This is a genomic window from Novosphingobium sp. (assembly GCF_036820275.1).
Taxonomy (GTDB): Bacteria; Pseudomonadota; Alphaproteobacteria; order Sphingomonadales; family Sphingomonadaceae; genus Novosphingobium.
The window spans coordinates 61,942-85,697 of sequence record NZ_DAISLT010000022.1; the positions used below are offsets into that span (position 1 = coordinate 61,942).

General features: G+C 65.9%; 19 protein-coding genes. 8 read left to right on the forward strand and 11 right to left on the reverse strand.

What is annotated here, in order from left to right; genetic code table 11:
- Positions 1-34: 34 nt before the first annotated feature.
- The 3 genes from V7066_RS17150 to V7066_RS17160 are packed head-to-tail and all read left to right on the forward strand — an operon-like array spanning position 35 to position 2,645.
- Entirely contained in the window at positions 35-700 is a 666-nt protein-coding gene (locus V7066_RS17150) for a 5-oxoproline transporter, DUF969 family subunit (protein ID WP_334184198.1), read from the forward strand.
- Entirely contained in the window at positions 697-1,635 is a 939-nt protein-coding gene (locus V7066_RS17155) for a 5-oxoproline transporter, DUF979 family subunit (protein WP_334184199.1), read from the forward strand. The genes V7066_RS17150 and V7066_RS17155 overlap by 4 nt, the downstream gene beginning before the upstream one ends.
- Positions 1,632-2,645: a DUF2891 domain-containing protein gene (locus V7066_RS17160; protein WP_334184200.1), complete on the forward strand. Its 1,014-nt coding sequence runs from the start codon at positions 1,632-1,634 to the stop codon at positions 2,643-2,645. The genes V7066_RS17155 and V7066_RS17160 overlap by 4 nt, the downstream gene beginning before the upstream one ends.
- Here the strand turns inward: V7066_RS17160 and V7066_RS17165 are convergent.
- The 5 genes from V7066_RS17165 to V7066_RS17185 all read right to left on the reverse strand — a co-directional run bounded on the left by V7066_RS17165 (position 2,633) and on the right by V7066_RS17185 (position 6,788).
- Positions 2,633-3,436, reverse strand: a complete 804-nt coding sequence (locus tag V7066_RS17165; RefSeq protein ID WP_334184201.1) for a DeoR/GlpR family DNA-binding transcription regulator — start codon at positions 3,434-3,436, stop codon at positions 2,633-2,635. The two genes, V7066_RS17160 and V7066_RS17165, sit on opposite strands and share 13 nt — an antisense overlap.
- Positions 3,437-3,469: 33 nt before the next feature.
- Positions 3,470-5,008 carry a glycerol-3-phosphate dehydrogenase gene (locus V7066_RS17170; protein ID WP_334184202.1) on the reverse strand — a complete coding sequence of 513 codons (1,539 nt, stop codon included), beginning with the start codon at positions 5,006-5,008 and terminating at the stop codon, positions 3,470-3,472.
- 113 nt (positions 5,009-5,121) lie between these two features.
- The gene (locus V7066_RS17175) at positions 5,122-5,568 is read right to left on the reverse strand and encodes a nuclear transport factor 2 family protein (RefSeq protein WP_334184203.1); all 447 of its coding nucleotides are present in this window, start codon (positions 5,566-5,568) and stop codon (positions 5,122-5,124) included.
- A gap of 173 nt (positions 5,569-5,741) precedes the next feature.
- Entirely contained in the window at positions 5,742-6,380 is a 639-nt protein-coding gene (locus V7066_RS17180; protein WP_334184204.1) for a response regulator transcription factor, read from the reverse strand.
- 54 nt (positions 6,381-6,434) lie between these two features.
- The gene (locus V7066_RS17185; protein WP_334184205.1) at positions 6,435-6,788 is read right to left on the reverse strand and encodes a nuclear transport factor 2 family protein; all 354 of its coding nucleotides are present in this window, start codon (positions 6,786-6,788) and stop codon (positions 6,435-6,437) included.
- A 327-nt stretch (positions 6,789-7,115) separates the two neighbouring features.
- On the opposite strand from V7066_RS17185, the gene V7066_RS17190 reads away from it, so the two are divergent.
- Complete coding sequence (locus V7066_RS17190) at positions 7,116-8,723, forward strand: PAS domain-containing sensor histidine kinase (protein ID WP_334184206.1); 1,608 nt, start codon at positions 7,116-7,118, stop codon at positions 8,721-8,723.
- On the opposite strand, the gene V7066_RS17195 is transcribed toward V7066_RS17190, so the two are convergent.
- The 5 genes from V7066_RS17195 to V7066_RS17215 all read right to left on the reverse strand — a co-directional run bounded on the left by V7066_RS17195 (position 8,701) and on the right by V7066_RS17215 (position 13,662).
- Complete coding sequence (locus tag V7066_RS17195) at positions 8,701-9,924, reverse strand: PAS domain-containing sensor histidine kinase (protein WP_334184207.1); 1,224 nt, start codon at positions 9,922-9,924, stop codon at positions 8,701-8,703. The genes V7066_RS17190 and V7066_RS17195 overlap by 23 nt on opposite strands.
- Positions 9,921-10,577 (reverse strand): cytochrome b, encoded by a 657-nt coding sequence (locus V7066_RS17200; protein WP_334184208.1) that lies wholly within the window; start codon positions 10,575-10,577, stop codon positions 9,921-9,923. Before V7066_RS17200 ends, V7066_RS17195 begins: the two co-directional genes overlap by 4 nt.
- Positions 10,574-11,668 (reverse strand): catalase family peroxidase, encoded by a 1,095-nt coding sequence (locus V7066_RS17205; RefSeq protein ID WP_334184209.1) that lies wholly within the window; start codon positions 11,666-11,668, stop codon positions 10,574-10,576. Before V7066_RS17205 ends, V7066_RS17200 begins: the two co-directional genes overlap by 4 nt.
- 105 nt (positions 11,669-11,773) lie before the next feature.
- Complete coding sequence (locus V7066_RS17210; protein ID WP_334184210.1) at positions 11,774-13,264, reverse strand: hypothetical protein; 1,491 nt, start codon at positions 13,262-13,264, stop codon at positions 11,774-11,776.
- A 2-nt stretch (positions 13,265-13,266) separates the two neighbouring features.
- Positions 13,267-13,662 (reverse strand): response regulator, encoded by a 396-nt coding sequence (locus tag V7066_RS17215; protein ID WP_334184211.1) that lies wholly within the window; start codon positions 13,660-13,662, stop codon positions 13,267-13,269.
- 338 nt (positions 13,663-14,000) lie between these two features.
- Between V7066_RS17215 and V7066_RS17220 the strand changes: the two genes are divergently transcribed.
- A complete protein-coding gene (locus V7066_RS17220; protein ID WP_334184212.1) occupies positions 14,001-16,964 on the forward strand; it encodes a sensor histidine kinase in 2,964 nt (987 codons plus the stop codon).
- Here the strand turns inward: V7066_RS17220 and V7066_RS17225 are convergent.
- Positions 16,938-17,552 carry a response regulator transcription factor gene (locus V7066_RS17225; RefSeq protein ID WP_334184213.1) on the reverse strand — a complete coding sequence of 205 codons (615 nt, stop codon included), beginning with the start codon at positions 17,550-17,552 and terminating at the stop codon, positions 16,938-16,940. The genes V7066_RS17220 and V7066_RS17225 overlap by 27 nt on opposite strands.
- Positions 17,553-17,935: 383 nt before the next feature.
- Between V7066_RS17225 and V7066_RS17230 the strand changes: the two genes are divergently transcribed.
- Genes V7066_RS17230 through V7066_RS17240 form a run of 3 tightly spaced genes read left to right on the forward strand, consistent with a single transcriptional unit; the run spans position 17,936 to position 23,736 of the window.
- Complete coding sequence (locus V7066_RS17230; protein ID WP_334184214.1) at positions 17,936-21,133, forward strand: efflux RND transporter permease subunit; 3,198 nt, start codon at positions 17,936-17,938, stop codon at positions 21,131-21,133.
- Entirely contained in the window at positions 21,126-22,343 is a 1,218-nt protein-coding gene (locus tag V7066_RS17235) for an efflux RND transporter periplasmic adaptor subunit (RefSeq protein ID WP_334184215.1), read from the forward strand. The genes V7066_RS17230 and V7066_RS17235 overlap by 8 nt, the downstream gene beginning before the upstream one ends.
- Positions 22,333-23,736 carry an efflux transporter outer membrane subunit gene (locus V7066_RS17240; RefSeq protein WP_334184216.1) on the forward strand — a complete coding sequence of 468 codons (1,404 nt, stop codon included), beginning with the start codon at positions 22,333-22,335 and terminating at the stop codon, positions 23,734-23,736. Before V7066_RS17235 ends, V7066_RS17240 begins: the two co-directional genes overlap by 11 nt.
- Positions 23,737-23,756: the final 20 nt, after the last annotated feature.

Sequence of the window (23,756 nt, forward strand, 5' to 3'; positions counted from 1 at the left end):
CTTGGCCTGAAGCAAACATGGGGGGAAGTACGAGATGCTGGTTCTGTTAGCCGTCGTCGTTCTCGTCGCCGGGCTGGTGGCCCGGATCAATCCGCTGGCGGTCGTGCTGGCCTCGGCGGCGACCGCCGGGCTGGCGGCGGGATTGCCGCTTCCCGAATTGCTCGCGCAGTTCGGGGCGGCCTTCAACGCCAACAAGTTCGTCACCGCGGTCTTCCTCGTCATTCCGACGATCGGGCTGCTCGAACGGCACGGCTTGCAGGAACGCGCCAAGCAGTTGATGCGGGGACTGCGCGGCATCACGCTGGGGCGGTTGCTGTTCGCCTATCTGCTGGCGCGCCAACTGACCTCCGCCGTGGGCCTCACCCAGCTTGGCGGGCAGGTCACGATGGTCCGGCCGATGCTCGGGCCGATGGCGGAAGCGGCGGCGGACAAGGAGGGCGCGCAGATCGATGCCGATCGTGCCAAGGCTCTGGCGGCGGCGACCGACAATGTCGGCCTGTTCTTCGGCGAGGACATCTTCCTGGCGATCGGCTCGATCCTGCTGATGAAAGGCGTGATGGAAGGCTACGGCATGAAGGCCGAGCCGTTCGCGCTGTCGATGTGGGCGGTGCCGACCGCGATCGCCGCCCTGCTGATCCATGGCGGGCGCGTGCTGCTGCTGGACCGCGGTCGCAAGTCTTCCTTGGGTGAAACCGCGTGATCGGGCTTGAGCTTGTCTATGCGCTGGCAGGCGCGATGTTCCTCGGCTTCGCGCTGGTCACGGCGCTTCACCGGCGGGACCGCAAGGGCCGCGCCACGGCCCTGCTCTGGGGGCTGATCGCGTTGAGCTTCCTGCTCGGCGACTATATCGGCGACATGGCCAATGGCGTGCTGGCGATCGTCATCGTCGCGGTGGCGGCTTCGGGCCGCACCGGCGCGGCACCGGCCTCGAATGAGGACGGGCAGGAAGCTGCCGCTTCGCACTATGGCAATCGCCTGTTCCTCCCCGCACTGGCGATCCCTGCCATCGCGCTGGCCGGGACGGTGCTGTTCAAGTCGGTGCCGGGGATCGTCAAGGCGTCCGACGCCACGCTCGTCTCGCTGGGGCTGGGAGCGCTGGCCTCTACCGTGATCTGCATGGTCTGGTTCCGCACCCGCGCCGACGCGCCCTTGCGCGAGGGCGTGCGGCTGGCCGACGGCCTCGGCTGGGCGATCCTGATGCCCCAGCTTCTGGCAAGCCTCGGGATCATCTACGCAGCGGCCGGGATGGGAACGGCGGTTGGCAGCCTGCTCGACCATGTGGACACCGGAGGCAGCCTCTTTGCGCAAGTGGCGCTCTATTGCACGGGCATGGCGCTGCTGACGGTGCTGATGGGCAATGCGCTGGCCGCGTTTCCCGTCATGTTCGCGGCGATGGGCGCACCCTTGCTCGTGACCGTGCAGCATGGCGACCCGGCCGCCGTGGCGGCGATCGGTATGCTCGCGGGCTTCTGCGGCACGCTTCTCACGCCGATGGCGGCCAACTTCAATCTTGTTCCGGCCGCCTTGCTGAACTTGCGTGACCCATACGGCGTCATCCGCGCCCAGGCGCCCACGGCGTTCGCGATGCTGGCGGCCAATATCCTTCTCCTCTATTTCCTGGGGTTCTCCCGATGACCACGATCCTGACGGCGGAGCATGCTTCGCATTTCGCGCAGCTCACGCTGGGCCACCTCGGCCGCGAATATCCCAACAAGCTCGACCATATGCTGAATGGACCGGACGATGCGCAGACGCCTTCGGCGCTCCATCCGGTGTTCTACGGCAGTTTCGACTGGCATAGCTGCGTCCATGGCTGGTGGCAGGTCATGCGTTTGCTTCGCCTGTTCCCGCAGATTCCCGAAGCCGAGGTCATCCGGGCGCGCGCCGATGCCATGCTCGTGCCGGAGAAGATCGCCGGGGAGGTCGCCTATCTTGCCCGCCCGCTGTCGCAGGGCTTCGAGCGCCCTTACGGCTGGGCCTGGCTGCTTGCGTTCCATCACGAACTCTCGTTGCACGAGCGCCGGGACTGGGCCGATGCTCTCGCACCGCTGGCCGATATCTTCGCGCAGCGCTTCGAGGATCACCTTCCCAAGCTGACTTATCCGATCCGCCACGGCATCCACAGCAATTCGGCCTTTGCGCTCGTTCTGGCGCACGAATGGGCGAAGGATCGGCGCAGCGGTCTTGCCGCCCTGATCGAAAGCCGTCTCGGCGACTGGTTCGGAGGGGATCGCGCCGCACAGGCCTGGGAGCCGTCCGGCGACGAGTTCCTCTCACCCACTTTGACCGAAGCGCTGGCGATGAGCCGCGTGCTTGCTCCGGCCACGTTCGCAGACTGGTTCGACGCCTTCCTTCCCGATATTGCCGAAGGCCGCCCCGAGACCCTGCTGGTGCCCGCCTTCGTTTCGGACCGGACCGACGGCAAGATCGCCCATCTCGACGGGTTGAACCTTAGCCGCGCCTGGTGCTGGCGGCAGATCGCGGCACGCCTGCCGGAGGACCACTTCGTTCGCAAGGCGGGGGAAGAGATCGCCGAACGGCATTTGCAGGCCGCGTTGCCCCATCTGGCGGGCGACTACATGGGTGAGCACTGGCTGGCGACCTTCGCCCTGCTGGCGCTCGATCGGACGCCTCAGGCCTCGTAGAGCTGCGTTTCGATCAGGTTGACGCCGTTTCGCTCGCAGGCGCCGCGCAAGTCGGGATCGGCGAGGCGGTCGCAGACGAAGAAGTCGATGGCTTCCATACCGCAGACCCGCACCGGCGCCGAGCGGCCGACTTTCGAGGAATCGGCCACGAGAATCACCTTGCGGGCATTGCGGATGATCGTCTGCGAGACTTCCACTTCGTCGATCGCGAAGTCCAGCAGGCTGCCGTCGCTGTCGAGCGCGGAAATGCCGATCAGCGCATAGTCCACGCGGAAGTTCTCGATGAAGCGCATGGCGAGCGCGCCGACCACGGCGCGGTCGCCGGTGCGCACTTTGCCGCCGACGCTGACGAGATCCAGCGACGGATGGCTCGACAGGGTATCTATGACGTTGAGGTTGTTGGAGATCACCATCAGGTTGCGGTGATGCGTGAAATTGGCGGCGACGGCCTCGGTGGTCGTGCCGATATTGACGAAGAGCGAGGCGCCGTCCGGGATTAGCGCGGCGGCGGCGGCACCGATCTGCGCTTTCGCGTCCGAGGCGACGTCGCGGCGCTTGTCGTAGGCGAGATTGTCCACGCCCGACGTGATGAGCGCGCCGCCGTGCACGCGCGAGAGCAGCGATTGCCCCGCCAGCACGTTCAGGTCCTTGCGGATCGTCTGGGGGGTCACGCCGAGGCGCTCGGCTAGATCGTCCACGCTGACGCTGCCCGCGCCGCGCGCAATGGTCAGGATATGGGCGCGGCGCTGGGCGACGATGTCGCCGTTGGTATCCGCAGTGGTCTCGATCATGTTTCCCCGTCTTGTCGCCTTTCGGGCAGACCTTTAGCGCGCCTCGGCTGTGCGGCTTAGCCAGGCATCGATTGCTTCGGCAGTACCGGGCGCCACGTGCAGGCCCAGCTTGCTGCGGCGGAACAGGATATCCTCGGCAGTGCGCGCCCATTCAGCTTCGACGAGGTAGTCGATTTCGCGGGCATGAAGGCCGCGGCCGAAGTCCCGGCCGAGGTCGGCCGGGGTACGGGCCTGCCCCAGGATCTCGGACGTGCGCGTTCCGTAAGCCCGGGCGAGGCGGCGCAGCAGATCGCGGGGCATCTGCGGATAGGCTGCAATCAGATCGGCGACGAAGCGCTCGAAATCACCGCCCGCGATATCGCCGCCCGGCAGCACGACACCGGCGGTCCAGGGCATGGACACTTGCGGGAAGAGCTGGGCGATATGCTCCATCGCGTGTTCCGCGAGCTTGCGGAAGGTCGTGATCTTGCCGCCGAAGATCGACAGCATCGGCGCCTGCCGCGCATCGCCCTTTTCGAAGTCGAGCACGTAGTCGCGCGTCACTGCCGAGGCGTTGGCGGCATGATCGTCGTAGAGCGGGCGGATGCCGGAATAGCTCCAGGCGATGTCCTGCGGGCTGACCTGCCGCTCGAAATAGCGATTGGCGGTTTTGCACAAGTAGTCGATCTCGCCCTGACTGATCGTCGCCTTGCCGGGTGCTTCGGTCCAGGGTTCGTCGGTCGTGCCGATCAGCGTGAATTCGCGCTCGTAGGGGATCGCGAAGACGATGCGGCGGTCGGGGTTCTGCAGCATGAAGGCATGTTCGCCGTCATAGAGACGCGGGACGACGATGTGGCTGCCCTTGACGAGCCGCACCCCGCGATCGTCCCTGGCGCGGCCGATCCGGCGCAGCAGGGCATCGACCCAGGGACCGGCGGCATTGACCAGCATCCGGGCGCGGACTTGGCGCGTGCCCTGTTCGCTCTCGATCGTGGCGACCCAGCCGCCGTTCTCGCTGACGGCATCGGTCAGGCGGGTGCGGGTCTCGATCCGGGCGCCGCGTGCGGCGGCATCCATGGCATTGAGCACGACGAGGCGGCTGTCCTCGACCCAGCAGTCGGAATAGGCAAAGGCTTTTCCTTTCCCTTTCGAATTTTGCGCTTTCAGGCCGCTTCCGCGCGGGCTGCGGTCGAGATCGAGCGTCTCCGTGCCGGGCAGATTCTTGCGGCCGCCGAGGTGGTCGTAGAGGAACAGGCCGAGGCGAACCATCCATGCCGGACGCGGGGAAAGCGACTGCGGCAGGACGAAGCGCAGCGGCCAGATGATGTGCGGCGCCATGCCCAACAGCCGCTCACGCTCGATCAGGGCTTCCCGGACAAGCCGGAACTCATAGTATTCGAGGTAACGCAGGCCGCCGTGGATCAGCTTGGTCGAGGCCGAGGAGGTATGGCTGGCGAGATCGTCCTGTTCGACCAGCAGGACCGAAAGGCCGCGCCCGGCGGCATCGCGGGCGATGCCCGCACCGTTCACGCCGCCGCCGACGATCATCAGATCGTAGGCTTCGTCCTGCAAGGTGCGGGCGGGGGACGTCATGGCGCTCTCTTGTCGATCCGTTGGCTTTCGTTATTCGAAAATATATCGGTTAAACGAAAATGCAAACGAAACTTATGGAGTTCGTTTGAAAACGCGCTCAGAGATCGGCCGTATCAATGTTCCAGCGCGGCTTCGAGGTTGCCGAATACCCCGAGTTGAGCCAGGAGAATCGTGGCTGCGGTGTAGCAGTGGAACGAGGCGACCTTGCCGTCCTGCAAGTGGAACACGTCGCAGCACGGGGTGTGAATTTCCTTGCCCGTGGCCTTGATCGTTCCTGCCGGAAGGCGCAGATCGCCGCGGTGCGTGCCGTTGAGACTGAGTTCGACGATCACGATATCGCCGTGCACGATGAACTTCTCCAGCTTGCGATGCATGTCCGGAAAGGCTTCGGCATAGATGTCTACAGTGTCGCCGATTTCCTTGCCGTAGTACTTCTGCCCGGCGGCGACATCCCAGAAGTAGCCGTCCTCGGTGAACAGGGAAACGAACCGGGCGGTGTCCCTGTCGCTACCTTCGGCGCTGGCGTAGAGCGAGCGGATCACGTCTTCATTGGTCGGCATTTCGATGGTCCTTTCCAAGGGTCAAGCCCGGTCGTCGTCCTGGACGGGCGACGCTGGGCATGACGATGATAGGAAAGGAAGCGCGGCAGTGCGTTCAGGCGCGCGTATGGGCATTTGATACGCGCAGATCAGGGCATCATACGCGGGTATAAACGGCTGTGGGCACGGCTGCGTTACAGGACGCTCTTCACGGCTTCCGCCATCTTCACGAAGTCTGCCAGGTTCCTGGCGCCCATCTTGCGCATGGCATTGCCGCGATGGATCTTGACGGTGATTTCGCTGAGTTCGAGGTCCCAGGCGATCTGCTTGTTCATCCGGCCCTGGGCGACGAAGCCCATGACTTCGCGCTCGCGCGGCGACAGCAGGGCATAGCGATCGCGCAGTTCCTCGAAACCCTGCCGCTCGGCGCGCTGCCGGGCATCGCGGGCCAGCGCGGTGGTCACGGCGTCCAGCATGTCCTGTTCGCGAAAGGGTTTGGGCAGGAAGTCGACCGCACCTGCCTTCATCCCGCGCACGCTCATCGGGATATCGCCGTGGCCGGTCATCAGGATGACCGGCATCTGCACCCCCGCTTCGGCAAGCTGGACCTGGAAGTCCAGCCCGCTGACGCCGGGCAGCCGCACGTCGAGGATCACGCATCCGGCCGCTTTCGCGCATCCGCAGGCCATGAAATCCGCAGCGCTGGCAAACGTGCGAACCGTGTAGCCGACCGACCGGAACAGGCCGTCGAGCGCGATGCGGATCGAAGGGTCGTCATCGACGACGTGGATCGTCTGAACTTCGTCGGTAACGGTCATGGTGGGCAGGGTCATGTCACGCTTTTGCCGTCTGCGTCCAGTCTGCGGGCGATTTCGGATTTTGCATCGTCATTCACCGCCGCCGTCGAGGAAGACGATCAGGGTGGCGATCCGGCCGTTCCTGGCGATCACGACATCCCACCCGGTGTAGCGGGGAAGTTCGCCGACCGGACCGGAGCCCCAGGCAATCCGGCCTGCATCGTGCAGGGTTTGCGGCTCGCCGATCGGCGTATAGGCGTAATCGGGATGCGTGGCACGAAGCTGGCCGGCGAAGGCATCGATCGCCTCGCGGCCCCGGATGACGCCGGGGGGAACATGCAGCGCGCAGTCGTTGGTCCAGAGTTCGTTCAGGGCCGCTCGCCGGCGGTCGGGATCGTTCTCGCCGAACACTTCGCGGAGATTGCGCTCAAGCAATTCTTTCATGCGCACCGTAGATGTCGGCGGTTCGCAATGGTCGTCGGTAGGCTGTTCCACGAGTTCGATCCCCTTCTCTGCGGCGTATCCGCATGACGCGGGTCAATGTGGCCTATCCCGGGGCTGCGCGAACCTCATACACGGGTATGAGCGCCGTGATAGGCGACGGCCATCGTGTTCGCATCCCCCCGTTCGGGGGGGCAATCCGTCCCCGCGAGCGCGCGATTGTTGCGATCGCAGCCGGGCAATATCATTGCGCTGCCTGCCGCTAGTCGGTTCCGGGCCGAAAGGTCCCTGTCCGCGCGGCTCCAGACGAATGTTGCGAGGCTCGCCGGAATGTTGGACACAAGATCAGAGTCCGGGACCGGCGACTACGGTGTCTCGACGGCCGATGCGGTTCCCGCCCTGATCTCGTTCTTCGATGCCGGGCATGTCTGCCGTTTCGCCAACGATCATCATATCCACTGGTACGGCAGGACGCCGGCACAGCTTGTCGGCTGCCATATGCGCGACTTTCTCGGTAAAGCGCTCTATGCCGAGCGGGCGCCCTGGCTGGAACGCGTGGCCGCAGGCGAGACGGTTTCGTTCGAGGCCGAAGTCCCGCACTGCAGCGGCGGCGCACGCGAGGCGGCGATCCGCTACGTTCCGAGATTTTCCGAGGGGCGGTTCGAGGGCTTCCATACCCTCGTCTTCGATCTCTCGCGCGAGCAGAACCGGTTTCACAGCGTGTTCGACGGCACGATCGTCGGCTTCGTGGAGATCGATCTTCGCGGGGTTCGCCGGGTCATGGCCGAACTGGAGAGCGAGGTGGGTGACATTGCCGCCCACATCGCGTCCGATATCACGGTAGTCAGGCGCGTGCTCGATCGCACGCCGATCGTCGGTCTCAACGAAAAGGCATGCCAGATGCTGGGCGTGGCGCCTGCCGAAGCGGTGGGGAAGCCGCTGGGTCTCTGGTGCCCGGACGAGACGATGGGGGTGTGGAACCGTGTCTTTCTCGATTACATCGCCCGCAAGGCCAGTCATGAGGCGGAGACCGTGGTACGCCGCAAGGACGGCTCCCACCTCGACGTGGTCTTGAGCGCCGCCTATCCGAAGCGGCCGGAAGAACAGGTCTTCGTCGTGGTCGGGCTCGTCGATATCAGCGAGCGGATCGCCCGGGAAAAGGCGCTTGCCCGCGCGCAGCTTGACCTTGCCCACGCGGGCCGCGTCTCGATCCTGGGGGAACTGGCGGCATCCATCACCCATGAGATCAACCAGCCGCTGAGTGCGATCATGGCGAACGGCAATGCGGCGCTACGCTGGCTGAACAGGCCGGTGGCTGACCTTGACGAAGCGCGCGCGGCCATCGGCCACATGATCCTGGAGGGAGAGCGCGCGTCCCGGATCATCGCGCGTACGCGCGCCATGGCGATGAAAGGCAGCGGCGAGCGTACCGTCTTCGAACTGAGGAGGACGCTGGAGGAAGCGATCGAGATCACGCGGCGGCAGATCGGCATCCTGGGTGGATCCTGCACGCTTCACGGCTGCGAGGTCCCGCTTCGGATTCTGGGCGACCGGGTGCAACTGCAACAGGTCGTCATCAATCTCATCGTCAATGCCGCTCAGGCGATGGCCGGAGGCGCCTGTCAGGAACGGACGGTCGAAGTCCATTGCCAGGCCCAGGGCGCGCGCGCGATCGTTCGGGTGGTCGATACGGGGCAGGGGTTGGATGCTGTCGGTGCAGCTCGTCTGTTCGAGGCGTTCTTCACGACCAAGGCCGACGGCATGGGCATGGGCCTGTCCGTGTCCAAGGGAATCGTCGAGGCCCACGGCGGCACGATCGCTGCCTGCAACAACGCAGGACCGGGCTGTACTTTCACGGTCGATATCCCGATCGCCGCTGCGCAACGGCCGGACGAGGGCGAAGGATCGGCGGCGTTCAGCCCGCTCGGGGCAATGTGAACCGGAAGCTGGCACCGCCCCCCGCTGCGGCGGTCGCCAGGATCGAGCCGCCATGGGCTTCGACGATCGTGCGGGTTATCGAAAGGCCCATGCCCATGCCGCCGGGCCTGGTCGTGTAGAAGGCGTTGAAGATCTGCTGGCCCAGGGTTTCGGGGATGCCGGGACCTTGGTCATCGACGTGAACCACCATGAAGGTGCCCTCCACGCGAGCGGAAAGGGCTATCCGGCGCGGCGCGGGGATCGCGGTCATGGCCTGCGCGGCATTGACCAGCAGGTTGATGAGCACCTGCTGGATCTGCACTTTGTCGACCTGCACCCTGCCAACGCCCGCAGCGATATCCACGTCGACTTCCGCGCCGAGGCTGCCCAGTTGCCAGCGGCTTATCGCGAGCGCTTCGTCTATGATCGTGGCGAGATCGTGCGGTGCGCGGTCGCCGTCTCCCTTCGTCGCCATGCGACGGGTGCGGGCGAGCACTTCGCTGGCGCGGGTGCCGTCCTCGACGATGCGGGAAATGGCATCGATCGCTTCCTCCAGGTCGGGTGTCGGCCGCCTGAGCCAGCGCAGGGCCGCATTCCCGTTCGCGACCAGCGCGGTGAGAGGCTGGTTGACTTCATGGGCGATGGAAGCGGCCAGTTCGCCCAGAGTGGCGACGCGGGCTGCCCGGATCAGCTCGGTATTGAGCCTGGCCAGCGCCTCCTCGCGCTCGATGCGGTCGCTGATGTCCATGATGGCGAAAGTGCCTGCCGGGGGCGATACCGGCTCCTGCGGAAATGCCGTGCTGACATGGACGGGGAACAGCGAGCCGTCCGCGCGCATCATCAGCGCTTCGCCCTCGTACCCTGCTTCGCCGGTCAGATAGGCGACGAGGTTGTCGAACAGCATCGTTTCCGCCTGGGGCGGACACCAGTGCCCGAAAGGCGTCGCTAGCGCGGTTTCCCGGTCGACGCCGAACAGCACCTGCGCGCGTGTGTTGAGGTCGAGAACGCGGCAGGTGTCGATCGATTGGCGGATGAAGGCAGGATTGGCCCGGACGTAGTCGGCGGGTTCCAGTCCGGTCTCCCGGCACCTTTCGGCCAGCATGGCCTGCATGTCGGCCAGATCGATTTCCCAGAACGCGACGACCGTCGCCTCGAAGATCCGGTGATAGCGATGAGCCTGAGTGCCGGGGTCGGATTCTGGAAAATCGGGTGCCGAAGTCATTCGTCCGCCTTGGGCTGGGATGCCGAAACATCCGCGATACCCGGACTTTCGGTGGAGCGATATACGGCCAGGTCCGAGATTTCGCTATTGTCTTGCGAAGGTTCCGGAGGGCTTGGCGGCGTTCCCACGGTCATGCTGCGCAGCACGCCGTCCTTGCGGATCAGGCCGTGGAACAGTGCGGCGCAGAGGTGGGCGAGGATAAGGGCGAAGAACAGCACCGCGATCACCGTATGCGCCTGCCGCAACACGGCGTAGAGCCGCAAGTCGTGCGGCGCGATGGGCGGCAGTATCAGACCGGGGAACACTTCCACCGGATAGCCGCCGGCGGCCAGCATGGCCCATCCGATCAGCGGCATGGCCGCCATGCTGGCATAGAGCAGCACATGCGAACCCTTCGCCGCCAGCACTTGCATGGGCGGCAGGTCCAGAGGCAGCGGCGGCGAACCTGTGGCGAGGCGCAGCGGAAGGCGTAGCAGCACCAGGATCAGGATCGCGATGCCGACCGGCCGGTGCAGCTCCAGCAGCGTCGTGTAGGCGGGGCCGGTGGTGGAGACCATGCCGACACCGATGAACAGCATGGCGAGGATCAGGGCCGCCATGAGCCAGTGAACCACGCGCAGCAGCGGATGGAAATCGTGGGGAGGGCGGTTCATCGCGCAGACTCCTGACCGGCAGGGGCTTTGGCAAGATCGCCCCCGACCGCGCTTGGATGCGGGCCTTCCTCGGCTCGTCGCAGGAAGGAGGAGGAATAGACTTTCGACCGTGCCGCCAGCAGCGGGTCATCGGACAGGCCGATGCCGGTCGGCAGGATCGTGGGATCGAAGTTGAGATCGCGGCAGGCGCCGACTTCCTCGGGCATGACCTTGTCGACGGTGAGGACACCGGCGTCGATTGTCCGGTGCGGTCCGGACCACGCCACGGTGGCGTCGTCGGTCCGGTCGCCGGGGTTGGCGAGCGTCAGGATCAGGTGCCAGCGCGAGGGACCCTTTGCCGTCCGCTCGATCATCTCGCGGAAGAGGGCATCGCGGGGCAGGGTGTCCAGATGGGCCTTGTCCAGCCCGCTGAGCGGTGCCTCCGGGGTGAACTGCCAGCGCACGAAACGGCTTTGCCCTGCGCTGTCGGTCATGGTGAAGGCATTGATCGCGTAATAGGTCGCATTGGCGAAGCTGCTCGGCAGCACGGCCTTGGCGAGATAGTCCTGGAATGCCTTTACCGAGGGATACTCCGCGATCAGGGCCTTCATTTTCGCCGGATCGGGCTTGCCCGTCGCCGGATCGGGGCGCGAGGCGCGTTGCAGGGCGATAAAGCCCGCCGCGTTCGATACCGGGAAGATGGGTGTATGGTCCATAGCCATGCGCCACTCCTGGCCGTCGGGGGTCTTCAGGAGCAGGGCCATCGAATGGAAGACATTGCGTCCATCGGTGGCCAGCGGATTGCCGCCTGCGACCGAGAAGCGCCCGATCACGGGATATGTGCCGGGTTCGAATGCCTGGGCTGTCGATACTGCGCTTCCGGCACCGTTGGCGGCGAAGTTGCCCGAAAGACAGAGGCCTTTGGCGTGGGCGCGGCGGAAGCCGGGCTGCTTCTTCCCGGTATTGTACTCAAGCGCGCGGGTGACGTCGCCGCCGTTGATGCGCCTGGGGCCGATCCATCCGGCCGCCCACAGGAAGGCCAGCACGAGCAGGGCGGCGATACCGGCGATGACGAGGATGGGGCCGGGAGGAACCGGTTTTCTGGTGGACATGAAATCTCCGTGCCGCCGTTGGCGTTGGGCCTGGGATCGGACGGGCTTATGCCATGGCTTCGGGAAATGCTTTTATACGCGGGGATGATCGAAATCACCTGCGCATCAGGCACGGGGGAGTTCGAGTTCGATGTCGATGCCCGTTCCGGCGCAGTTGCGGGTGACCCGGATCGAGCCGCCATGAAACTGGGCGATGGCGCGGCAAAGACTGAGGCTTCCGGCGGAGAGGTGCGCGGGCTGTCGATCCGAAACCTTGGGGAATGCCGATTCCGTGGCGGTGCTACAGGTGATGCGAAGTCGCATGTAGGAACCGTCGGCAGATGTCGCGATCCTGATTGCCCTTTCGCCTTCGGCGCAGTGCGAGGCGTTCAGGGCGCCGCCGATCAGGCTGCAGACGAGCTGCTCCAGCAGCTGGACCTCGCCCAGGATGTGCGTGTCGCCGTCTTCAGACGCCAGATCGAACGAGGCTCCCGGATGCTCAGCCTGGATTACCTCGACCACGCGCAGGACGAGCGGGTCGAAAGGCAGCAGCGTTCGTTCCAGACGACCGCGTTCCACGACTTCGTGGACCTGGGCAATGACCTGGGTCGCATCTGCCCCGGCATGTTGCGCCTGCGCGATCACCCGGCGCGCTTCGGCGACATCCGGGGGGCGTCTGTCGAGCCAGCGGCGCGCGGCGGCGAGATAGGCGTTGATCGACGACAGCGGCTGGCTGACCTCGTGCGAAATCGACGTGGACAGGCCGCCGATGATCGCTCTGTGCAGGGCTTCGTCGCGCTCCTGACGGGCCGATTCAAGGCTCTTTTCCATGCGTTTGCGCTCGGTGAGATCGAGCACGCTGCCGCAGATGCGATCGTAGCCGTTGCCGTCGGTCGGCAATCGCATCGCAATGAAGATGGGTACGATATCGCCCCGGGCGGTGCGGACCCGGCATTCGGTCTCGAACGTCGGGCTGCGCCGGTCGAGGGCGAGCAGGCCCTGCACGAAACTTCGATCCTCTTCAGGCAGGAAATCGGCCAGACGCTCGAAGAAAACCGCATCGCCGTCGATATCCAGCAGCCGCCTGGCCGCATCGTTGGCATGGCTGATCCTGACCAGGCCGCACAAGTGCGTGACGTGGCCGGGATGGGCTCGCAGATGGGCTTCCAGATCATCGACGCCGCTTGCCTTGAGAGCATTCAGTTCGGCCATGACTTGCGTGAAATCATGCTCCCAGATGGCAAGGGCAACCGAGTTGAAGATCGTTTCGTAACGGACGTCGCTTGCCCGGACTTGCTCGCGAAGCCGGGCGCTGCGGGCAAGCAGCAGGGCGGCGATGGTGATGGCGGCCAGACTTGCCACGAGGCGCAGCATTTCGTCGGTGTCGGCTCGGCCGCCGTGGCTGAGGAGAAAGCTGATGACGGCAAGAGCGGCGCAGGGATAGGCCCAGCGAGAAGCACGCGACCGCGCAGCCCCATCGTCGGCAATCAGCAACACCAGCGCATAAAGCACGGCGACGGCGCTTTGCAGGCGGGTGAACGTATCGATTGCGAATACGGCTCCCGCTGTCAGAGCCGCCAGAGAAACTCGGGTCCTGTCCGTGAAGGGCGTGACCATGGCTAGGCTTTTCCGGTCGAGTCCAGCAGACTTTCGATCATGGCGATGACGGCATCGGCATCGAGCGGCTTGGCGAGGAAACTGTAGGCGCCCTTTTCCTCGGCGCGTCGGCGCCATTCGGCATCGGGAAAGGCGGTCATCAGCGCTACCGGAAGATCGGGCGCCAGGGCGTGGATACGGTCGAGCAGATCGATACCGGAAAGTCCCGGCATCTGGATATCGCTCAGGACGATGATGAACCGGCTCAAGTCGTGTTCGAGCAGGCCAAGGCCGCTTTCGAACAGCTCCGAACGCACGTCGATCGACCGCAGCAGTCCGGCGAGTGCCGTGCGGACGCATTCTTCGTCATCGACGATCGCCACGGAGGGGGGCGGTTGCAAGGGGCGTGTACATTTCATTGAAAAGCCTTCCGATCGCCTCGTTGCCTAAAGCGGATGCCGGGGGCCGGACAATTATACGCGGGTGTGAATGGAGCGGGGCCGGAGGTTCGTTCCGGTTTCATACCCGAGCATGAGTGCGTGCACGGCGGAGCGGTGCTAGGTGCGATCGTGCCGTGCTGCGTCGCCGCTCGGGTGAAGGGGAAATTGGAAGGGTGCCGAACGCGGTGCAACGGACAGGCGGACCGGGTTCGATCCGACGGCGGCAGGGTTGGCGGCCGTTGCGGTTCGTCCTGCTGTGCGCGCCGTGCTTCTTGTGTGCAGCAGAGGCCGGAACCCCGCCACTTTCCCCGGTGGACATGCAGGCCCGGCTGGACATGCAGGGCTGGCAACGCAGCTTCACGGGGCCGCGCGAAGGGGCACCGGCCGGAGTTCGGGCGCTGGCGCAGACGCCGGATGGAATCCTGTGGATCGGCGCCAGCGACGGACTCTACAGGTACGATGGCCGGAGTTTCACGCGGTTGGCGCCCTCCAGCACGAAACCGATCCAGGCGGATGCGATCGGCCCCCTGCTGGCGACCGACGACGGCGATCTGTGGGTAGGGCACGACTACGGAGGGCTATCGCTCGTACGCGGCGGACTGCATCTTGCTCAGACCGGCCTGCGGATAAGCACGGTCTGGGCTCTGCCGACCAATCGTGCCGGGGCGGCCTGGGCCGTGGGCAGCGACGGCCGCCAAGTCTATGTCGCGCGCCTCGTCGATCGCAAGTGGGTGTCGTGGACCGAATTCGAGGCCGATCTGTTCTATGGCAGTGCGGTCGGCGGCGACGGAACTCTCTGGCTCATCGTCGGAGACCGGCTCATCGCGATCTCGGCAAGGGATCGCCGTGCGCACGTTGTCACGCGCGGAATCCGTTTCTCCAGCCTTGCCGGCAGCCCGGACGGCCGCGTCTGGCTGGTGGGGAAGAGCCGCCTCACCCAGCTGCTTCCCGGCATCGGGATCGGTGGCGATGCCTTGGCGATCACAGGCTTTGCCCGCAGGGGCGACGCGCCGGTCCGGTTCGAGGATGCCCGGCACTTCTGGGTATTGCAGGGCGACAACGTGCTGGAGCGTTACGCAATCGGAGCGTCCGGGCATGCCGAGCGGATCGGCGCTTGGCCCAGCGGCTATGCGCTGACCGCATCCTTCCTGCCGCTGAGCGCGCTGCCCTCGATGGTCGATCGCGAAGGGGCATTCTGGATCGGGACGAGCCAGGGGCTCGAACGCTTCAGTCGGAGTTCCTTCGTCCCGGTTCTGGCGGGGGCCAACAACACGGTCGAGAACCGATCGCCGGCATTCGCGACCGTCGACGGGAGGGGAGCGGTCTGGGCCTGGCGGCACGACCGGCTGTTTCGGTCCGACTATAGAGGCGGCCTCGTTTCCTGGCCGGGGGCGCGGCCCGGTGGGGCGGCGCCCTGCGCGGCAGGGTCCGGAGGCGTCTGGGTGTTCAACGGAACGGATCGTCTCGCGCGCATCGGCGGGCCTTCCGCGGCGTCGGTTCGTCTTGACCCTGGCGCGGCACGGCTGGCGAAAGAACTGGGTCTCACCGGATGCCTCGAGGACGAGCGGGGGCGCCTGTGGGGGGCTGGCGATCGTGGACTGGCGCTTCTTGAAGCGGGGCGCACGGCCGCAGTCCCTCTCGGGGAGGATTCGGGCTATTCGATCGGGACTTATGCCGCGTGGCGAGACGGCTGGGTGCTTGCCTATATCGGCAACGGCAATCTGTGGCTGACTGACGGCGCGCATTCCCGGATCGTCTGGCGCCGGGCCGACAATACGCTCGGCTTCATCGAAGCGCAGTATCGCAGCGGGGAGGCGATACTGCTGGGCGGTGACCGCGGACTCGGTCGGTTCGACGGCCGGTCGGTCAAGGTCGTTTCGAGCGCACGCTTTCCCTGGCTCAATTTCGTTGCCGGTATCGTGCAGACGCCGCGCGGTGACACATGGCTTCAGATCAGCAGCGGGGTCGTGCGCCTGCGGACGGCCGATCTCGATCGCACATTCGTCGATCCGCATTTCCAGCCCGATGTGCGCATCTTCCGGGCTGCCGACGGGGTGCCGGGGCCGCCGAATTACGCGAACATGTCAGGCCTATCCGCCGACGGCGACGGACGCGTCTGGGTTTCGACGAGCAATGGGATCGCCGTATTCGATCCCGCCACCGCTCCGCCTGACGGGCCGCCGCCGCGGGTGCTGGTGACGGCGATCGAGGCCGATGACCGGGTCATGCCGGTGGCGGGCAGGGTGGAACTGCCGCCCGGAACCGGACGGCTGCGGGTCCAGCTTGCCGTCGTCGATTTCGACAATCCCATGGCGACGCGCCTGCGCTACCGATTGAAAGGCCTGGACGGCGAGTGGGTCGATGCCAGCGAGCAGCGCGCGGCGATGTTCACGCGGTTGCCTCCGGGCCATTACCGGCTCGAGGTCGTCGGTGCCAATTCTCACGGCGTCTGGAACCATCAGGGACAGAGCATCGAGATCGAGGTGGCGCCGCATTTCTGGCAGACCTGGTGGTTCGCAGCGTCGGCCGCGCTGTTCCTGTTGCTTGGTCCCTGGCTCGCCGTGCGCTGGCGTGTCGCACAGGTCGCGCGGCGGCTTCGCAGCCAGGCGGCCGAACGCGCGAACGAGCGTGAGCGCATTGCCCGCGACATTCACGACACCCTGCTGCAAGGGATGCAGGGGCTGGTCATGCGGATACAGGCGATCACCTCCCGGATGCAGGCTCCCGATCCCAATCGACAGGAACTGGAGCAAAGCCTCGACAGGGCCGATGCATTGATTGCGGAGGGCAAGCAGCGTGTCCACAACCTGCATCTGGAGGACAGCCCCGCCGATCTCGATGTCCTGTTGCGACAGGTCATGATGGAAATGCCGTTTGCCGCCGATGTGGAGCGCTCCGTCTCGGTAACCGGGCACCCTCGTTCGGTCGAGGTCGTGGTCATCCGCGAGGTTCGCGAGATCGTGGCGGAAGCGCTGTTCAACGCCGCGCGGCATGCCCATGCGCGGACCGTGACGGTCGAGATCGGGTTCGGCCCGCGCGTGCTGGACGTTGTCGTTGCCGATGACGGTTCCGGTTTCGAAAGCGCCAGGGATGCCGCTTCCGGTTACGGTCTCATTGCGATGCGAAAGCGGGCCGAAAGCATCGGGGCCCGGTTGACGGTGGAATCGAGGCCGGGACGGGGCACTTCCGTACGGGTTCGGGTGCCGGGGCGAAAAGCCTTCCCCGCTCGCCTTGCGGCTTTGTTCCCGGGCCGTTCAGATCGTCAGCATGCCGCGCCGTAAGGCTTCCATGACCGCATGGGTGCGGTCGGAGACATTGAGCTTTGCATAGGCGGTTCTGAAGTAGTCTTTCACGGTTTCCTCGGAAATGCCCAGGAGCCGTGCGATCTCTCGGTTGCCGTTGCCTCTGGCCGCTTCGGCGAGGACTTGCGTTTCGCGCGGTGTCAGGGACCGCTCGCCGACATGAATGGCGATTTCCGAGGCGACTGCGGCATCGATGAAGCGTTTTCCCGCATGCACATCGCGGATCGCCTGGGCTATGACCTTGCGGGCGCTGCTCTTGAGCATGTAGCCGGCCGCGCCGATCTTGAGCGCGCGCGCCGCCGAGGCATCCCCGGCATAAGTCGACAGGACAATGATCCTTGCCGATGGGGCCTCCGCCAGAATGGTCGCGATGGCTTCGGCTCCGGTTGCCCGGGGCATCTGCATGTCCATCAAGGTGACGTCGGGCCGAAGGGCCGAGAATTGATGCACGGCTTCGATACCATCGCCGGCGGTACCGGCAATCGTCAGATCCTCTTCGTTGTCGATGATGGCGCTCAGGCCCTCGCAAACGACGGGGTGATCGTCGACCACCAATACACGGATCATCGCTGGTTCTTTCGGGCTTCGGAAAACGGCTTGCGGTATAACCTTAGACTTGCTCCGCCTATCCGGACAACCGGATTACGCTCCGGCGGCCATCGTCTGTAACGCCCGGATTCGCCACCGGAACCGCATCTCCTGACGATCGGCTGGACATTGACCGGAAACAATCATGAAATAGATTCATGAGAGTATTCCATATAGCGCATTTTTCTAACGGGGTACGGGTCGTTAGGGGCTGAACTATTCCTTCAGGATTTCCCGTCCGTTTCTGGTGCCTCGCGCAGCAGAGGGTAGCAGCGGCGGAAACCCAACCAAAAAATGAACCGGAGAGGAATTCGCCTGTCCTGCGCGCGCGCCTGCGTGCCGGGCGGCCTATGGAGTACTCGATGCTAGGTATCGTCAAGACCGCGCTGCACCGCCCCCTGACCTTCATCGTCATGGCCATCCTCATCGCCATCGGCGGTCTGCTTGCGGCGTTTCGAACGCCGGTGGACATTTTCCCCGAAATCAAGGTGCCGGTCATCGCCGTCGCCTGGACCTATGCGGGTCTCGCGCCGCAGGACATGACGGATCGTATCGTCACGCCCTATGAGCGCGTGCTGACCACCACGGTCAACGATATCGAGCATATCGAGAGCCAGTCGCTCCAGGGCACCGGCATCGTCAAGATCTATTTCCAGCCCGGCGCCGACATTCGCACCGCCACCGCGCAGGTCACTTCGGTGTCGCAGACGGTGCTGCGCCAGATGCCGCCCGGCATCACGCCGCCGCTGATCCTGAACTACAGCGCCTCGACCGTGCCGATCCTCCAGCTTGCGCTGTCGGGCGAGGGCATGACCGAGCAGCAGCTGTTCGACATCGGCCAGAACCAGATCCGTACCGGTCTCGTCACCATTCCGGGCCTGGCGATGCCGTTCCCTTCGGGCGGCCGCCAGCGCCAGGTGCAGATCGACCTCGATCCCCAGGCGCTCCAGTCCAAGGGGCTTTCGGCGGTCGACGTCGGCAATGCCATCGCCTCGCAGAACCAGATCAACCCCGCCGGTTTCGTCAAGATCGGCGAGACCCAGTACTCGGTGCGCCTGAACAACACGCCGGATTCGATCGAGGCCCTCAACAACCTTCCCGTGAAGGTCGTCAACGGCGCAACCATCTACATGCGCGACGTTGCCTATGTTCGCGACGGCAGCGCCCAGCAGCAGAACGTGGTGCACGTCGAAGGCAGCCGCTCGGCCCTGCTGACCGTGCTCAAGAACGGTGCGACCTCGACGCTCTCGATCGTCGAAGGCGTCAAGGCGGCCCTTCCCAAGATCGCGGAAACCCTGCCGGCCAGCCTCAAGATCCTGCCGGTCGGCGACCAGTCGCTGTTCGTGAAGGCGGCGGTCAGCGGCGTCATCCACGAAGGCGCCATCGCTGCGGCGCTGACCTCGCTGATGATCCTGCTGTTCCTCGGCTCCTGGCGTTCGACGGTCATCATCGCGCTGTCGATCCCGCTCGCGGTCCTTGCCGCGATCGCCATGCTCGCGATCTTCGGGCAGACCCTGAACGTGATGACGCTGGGAGGTCTCGCGCTCGCGGTCGGCATCCTCGTCGACGATGCGACCGTGACGATCGAGAACATCAACTGGCACCTCGAGCAGGGCAAGGGCGTGATGGAGGCGATCCTCGACGGCGCTGCCCAGATCGTGACCCCGGCCTTCGTCTCGCTGCTCTGCATCTGCATCGTCTTCGTGCCGATGTTCTTCCTGCCGGGCGTCGCGGGCTACCTCTTCGTGCCGATGGCGCTGTCGGTGGTCTTTGCGATGATCGCTTCCTTCGTCCTGTCGCGTACCCTGGTGCCGACCCTGGCGATGTACCTGCTGAAGCCGCACGCGCCGCACGGCGAGAACCCGCACAACGCCGGGACGCCGGATTCGCAAAACCCCCTCGTGCGCTTCCAGCGTGGTTTCGAGGCTCGCTTCGAGAAGCTGCGTGACGGCTACCTCGGCCTCCTGCACCGCGCGCTGAACGGCCAGAAGGCCTTCATGATGGGCTTCCTGGCGGTCGTCGTCGTCTCGTTCGGACTGATGCCGTTCCTCGGCAGCAACTTCTTCCCGACCGTCGACTCCGGCCAGATCGCCATGCACGTCCGCGTGCCGGTGGGCACCCGCATCGACGAGACGGCGCTGCGCTTCCAGCGGATCGCTGCGGAAGTGCGCAAGGTCGTCCCGAAGTCCGAACTGGGTTCGATCACCGACAACATCGGCCTTCCGGTCAGCTCGATCAACACCGTCTACAACAACAGCGGCACCATCGGTCCGCAGGACGGCGACATGCTGATCACCCTGAACAAGGGGCATGCCGCAACCGACGGTTATGTCGAGAAGCTGCGCCGCGAACTGCCGCGCCTGTTCCCAGGCACCCAGTTCTCGTTCCTGCCCGCCGACATCACCAGCCAGATCCTGAACTTCGGCTCGCCTTCGCCGATCGACGTCCAGATCGCCGGCAAGGACCTGGCCGCCTCGCGCGTCTATGCCCAGAAGCTGATGGCCAAGCTGGCCCGCATCCCCGGCCTTGCCGACATGCGGCTCCAGCAGCCCGCCAACTCGCCGCAGCTCGACGTCGATGTCGATCGTGCCCGCGCGGGCCAGTACGGCCTCACCGAGCGTGACGTTACGACCAGCCTCGGCAACTCGCTGGCAGGCACGTCGCAGACCGCGCCGGTGTTCTTCGTGAACCCCGATAACGGCGTGCAATATTCGGTCGTTGCCCAGGCGCCGGAATATGCGGTGGATTCGATCAGCAAGCTGTCGAACCTGCCGGTTTCGGGTGCCGCTGCCGGAACCCGTCCGCAGCCGCTGGGCGCGCTGGCGACACTGAACCGTTCGACCACCGCGCCGGTCGTCTCGCACTACAACATCGCCCCGGTCATCGACATCTACGGTACGCCGGTGGGTCGCGATCTCGGCGCCGTGGCCGGTGACGTGCAGAAGGCGATCGACTCGCTGAAGGCCGAAGCGCCCAAGGGTTCGACGATCACCATCCGCGGCCAGTACCAGACGATGAACACCGCCTTCTCCGGCCTCGGCTGGGGCCTGCTGGCGGCGGTCGTGCTGATTTACCTGCTGATCGTGGTGAACTTCCAGTCCTGGCTCGATCCCTTCGTGATCATCACCGCGCTTCCGGCCGCGCTTGCAGGTATCGTCTGGATGCTCTTCGCAACCGGGACTACACTGTCGGTTCCGGCTCTGACAGGTGCGATCATGTGTATGGGCGTCGCCACCGCCAACTCGATCCTCGTCGTCAGCTTCGCCCGCGAAAAGCTGGCCGAGCTGGGAGACCCGGTGAAGGCGGCGATGGAGGCGGGCCTCGTCCGCTTCCGCCCGGTGCTCATGACCGCGCTGGCGATGATCATCGGCATGGGCCCCATGGCGCTCGGCCTTGGCGAGGGCGGCGAGCAGAACGCTCCGCTCGGCCGCGCCGTCGTCGGCGGCCTGATCTGTGCCACCATCGCAACCCTTCTTTTCGTTCCCACCGTCTTCGCCTTCGTCCACGGCCGTCGCCGCGAGAAGGCAGCCCCCCAGGAAGTGCAGGCCGCCCATGCATGATTCGACCTCTGAAACCGCCGTTCACCCGACCGGCCCGCAGACCCGCACCCTGAAGCGCGTCGGCATCGGTGCGGCGGTGATCGCGCTGGCCGTGGTCGGCGCGGGTATCGCCACCCGCCTCAGCGCCACCCGCGATCTCGAAACCGTGGCCGAGGATGCCGCCGTGCCGACCGTCGCGGTCGTGTCTCCGACGGGTGCGGGCGATGCCGGCGGCCTGGCTCTGCCCGGCACTGCGCAGGCCTTCAACAGCGCGGCGATTTATGCCCGCACCAACGGCTATGTCCGCAACTGGCAGGCCGACATCGGCGACCGGGTGGCAGCCGGACAGACGCTCGCCGTGCTCGATGCGCCGGAAGTCGACCAGCAGCTCGCCCAGGCCAAGGCGGACTACCAGACCGCGCTCGCCAACCAGCGCCTTGCCGCCACCACCTCGAAGCGCTGGAGCGCCATGCTCAAGCAGGACGCCGTCTCGCAGCAGGAAGTGGACGAGAAGGCGGGCGATCTCGCCGCCAAGACCGCGCTGGCCAATGCCGCGCTCGCCAGTGTGCGCGAGCTTGAGGCGACACGCGGCTTCACCCGGCTCTCGGCGCCGTTCTCGGGCGTCGTGACCAGCCGTTCGGCACAGATCGGCGCGCTGGTCGTGGCGGGCAATGCCGCCGCGCAGCCGCTGTTCACCGTTTCCGACGTGCACCGCATGCGCATCTACGTGCGCGTGCCGCAGATCTATTCGGCGCAGGTCAAGCAGGGCGTCGGCGTCAACCTGACCCTGCCGGAATTCCCCGGCCGCACTTTCCCCGGCACCGTCACCCGCAGTGCGGGCGCGGTCGATGCCCAGTCGGGCGCGGTCCTCGTCGAAGTCCAGGCCGACAACAGCGACGGTTCGCTGAAGCCGGGCGCCTTCGTGGAAACGCACTTCGACGTGGCGGGCGGCGTCCAGGGCCTGACCCTGCCGGGCAGCACGATCCTCTATACCGACAAGGGGCCGAGCGTGGCCGTCGTCGGCGCGGGCGACCGCGTGACGGTGCGCCCGGTGACGATCGCGCGCGATCTCGGCAAGTCGGTGGTGGTCTCGGTCGGTGTCAAGCAGGGCGACCGCGTGGTCGACAGTCCGCCGGACTCGATGCGCAGCGGCGATCAGGTGAAGATCCAGAAGACCGCGCCGAAGCCCGCTGCTCCGGCGGCTGCAAAGGGTGCGGCTCATGGCGGCTAGGCTGCGCGCAGTCGCGGCGCTGCTGCTCGCCGGATGTTCCGTGGCCGGGTGCTCGATGGCGCCCGACTATCACGCCCCCGAAACCGCCGCGCCGCCGGCCTTCCGCGAAGTCGAAGGCTGGTCTCAGGCCGCCCCGCGCGATGCCGAGGCACGCGGTGACTGGTGGTCGATGTTCGGCGATCCGACGCTCGACGATCTGGAAAAGCGCGCCGAAGCCGCCAGCCCGACGCTGGCTGCGGCGCTCGCCCGTTACGATCAGGCGCGCGCCTCTGCCGGTGTCGCTGCCTCCGACCTCTATCCGACGGTCGGCGTCAGCGGCGATGCTTCGCGGGATCGCGTCTCGGCGGGCCGCCCGCTTTCGACCGGCACGGCGCGGACCTACAACAACTTCGTGGTCGGCGGCAGCCTGTCCTACGAAGTCGACCTCTGGGGCCGGGTCCGCAATTCGGTGAAGGCGGCCAATGCTGAAGCGGTCGCCTCCAGCGGTGATCTCGCCTCGGCGCGTCTCAGCCTTCAGGCCTCGGTGGCGGATGCCTACTTGCGCCTGCGGGGCCTTGATGTGCAGGCCGATCTGCTCAACCGTTCGGTCGAGGCGTTCGAACGTGCGCTCAAGCTCACCGATGCGCGCCATTCGGGCGGCATCGCTTCGGGCATCGACGTCAACCGCGCGCGTACCGTGCTCGGCAATGCCAAGGCGCAAGTCTCGGCCGTCGCCAACGAACGCGCGGCGACCGAGCATGAGCTGGCAGCGCTGATCGGCACCACGCCCGCGGAATTCTCGCTGCCGATGCGCAGCGAGCCGCTCGACGTGCCGGACGTCGCCGTGGGCGTGCCTTCGGAACTGCTCCAGCGCCGTCCCGACATTGCTGCGGCGGAGCGCCGGGTCTTTGCCGCCAATGCTCGCATCGGCGTGGCGAAAGCGGCCTGGTTCCCCTCGATCGGCCTTGGCGGCGGCGCGGGCTGGCAGACCACGCATGGCAACCTGCTGAGCACGCCCAACACGTTCTGGTCGCTCGGCCCCGTCTCGGCCTTGCTGACGCTGTTCGATGGCGGCGCGCGCAAGTCGCAGGTGAAGATGTCGCGTGCGGAGTACGAAGAAGTGGCGGCGAACTATCGCTCCACCGTGCTCGGCGCCTTCCAGGACGTGGAAGACGCGATCGCGGCGATGCATCACCTCGAAACCCAGGCCTCGGCGCAGCGCGACGCCGCGCAGGCGGCCCAGCGCACCAGCGAGATCGCGCTGTCGCGCTACCGGGACGGCGCTTCGGACTATCTCGAAGTGGTGACCGCGCAGACCGATGCGCTCGATGCGCAGCGCTCGTGGATCGGCGTCCAGACCGCGCGGATGCGGGCGAACGTCGCTTACGTCCGCGCCATGGGCGGCATGAGCTGAAAGGCACACACCTCTCGGCC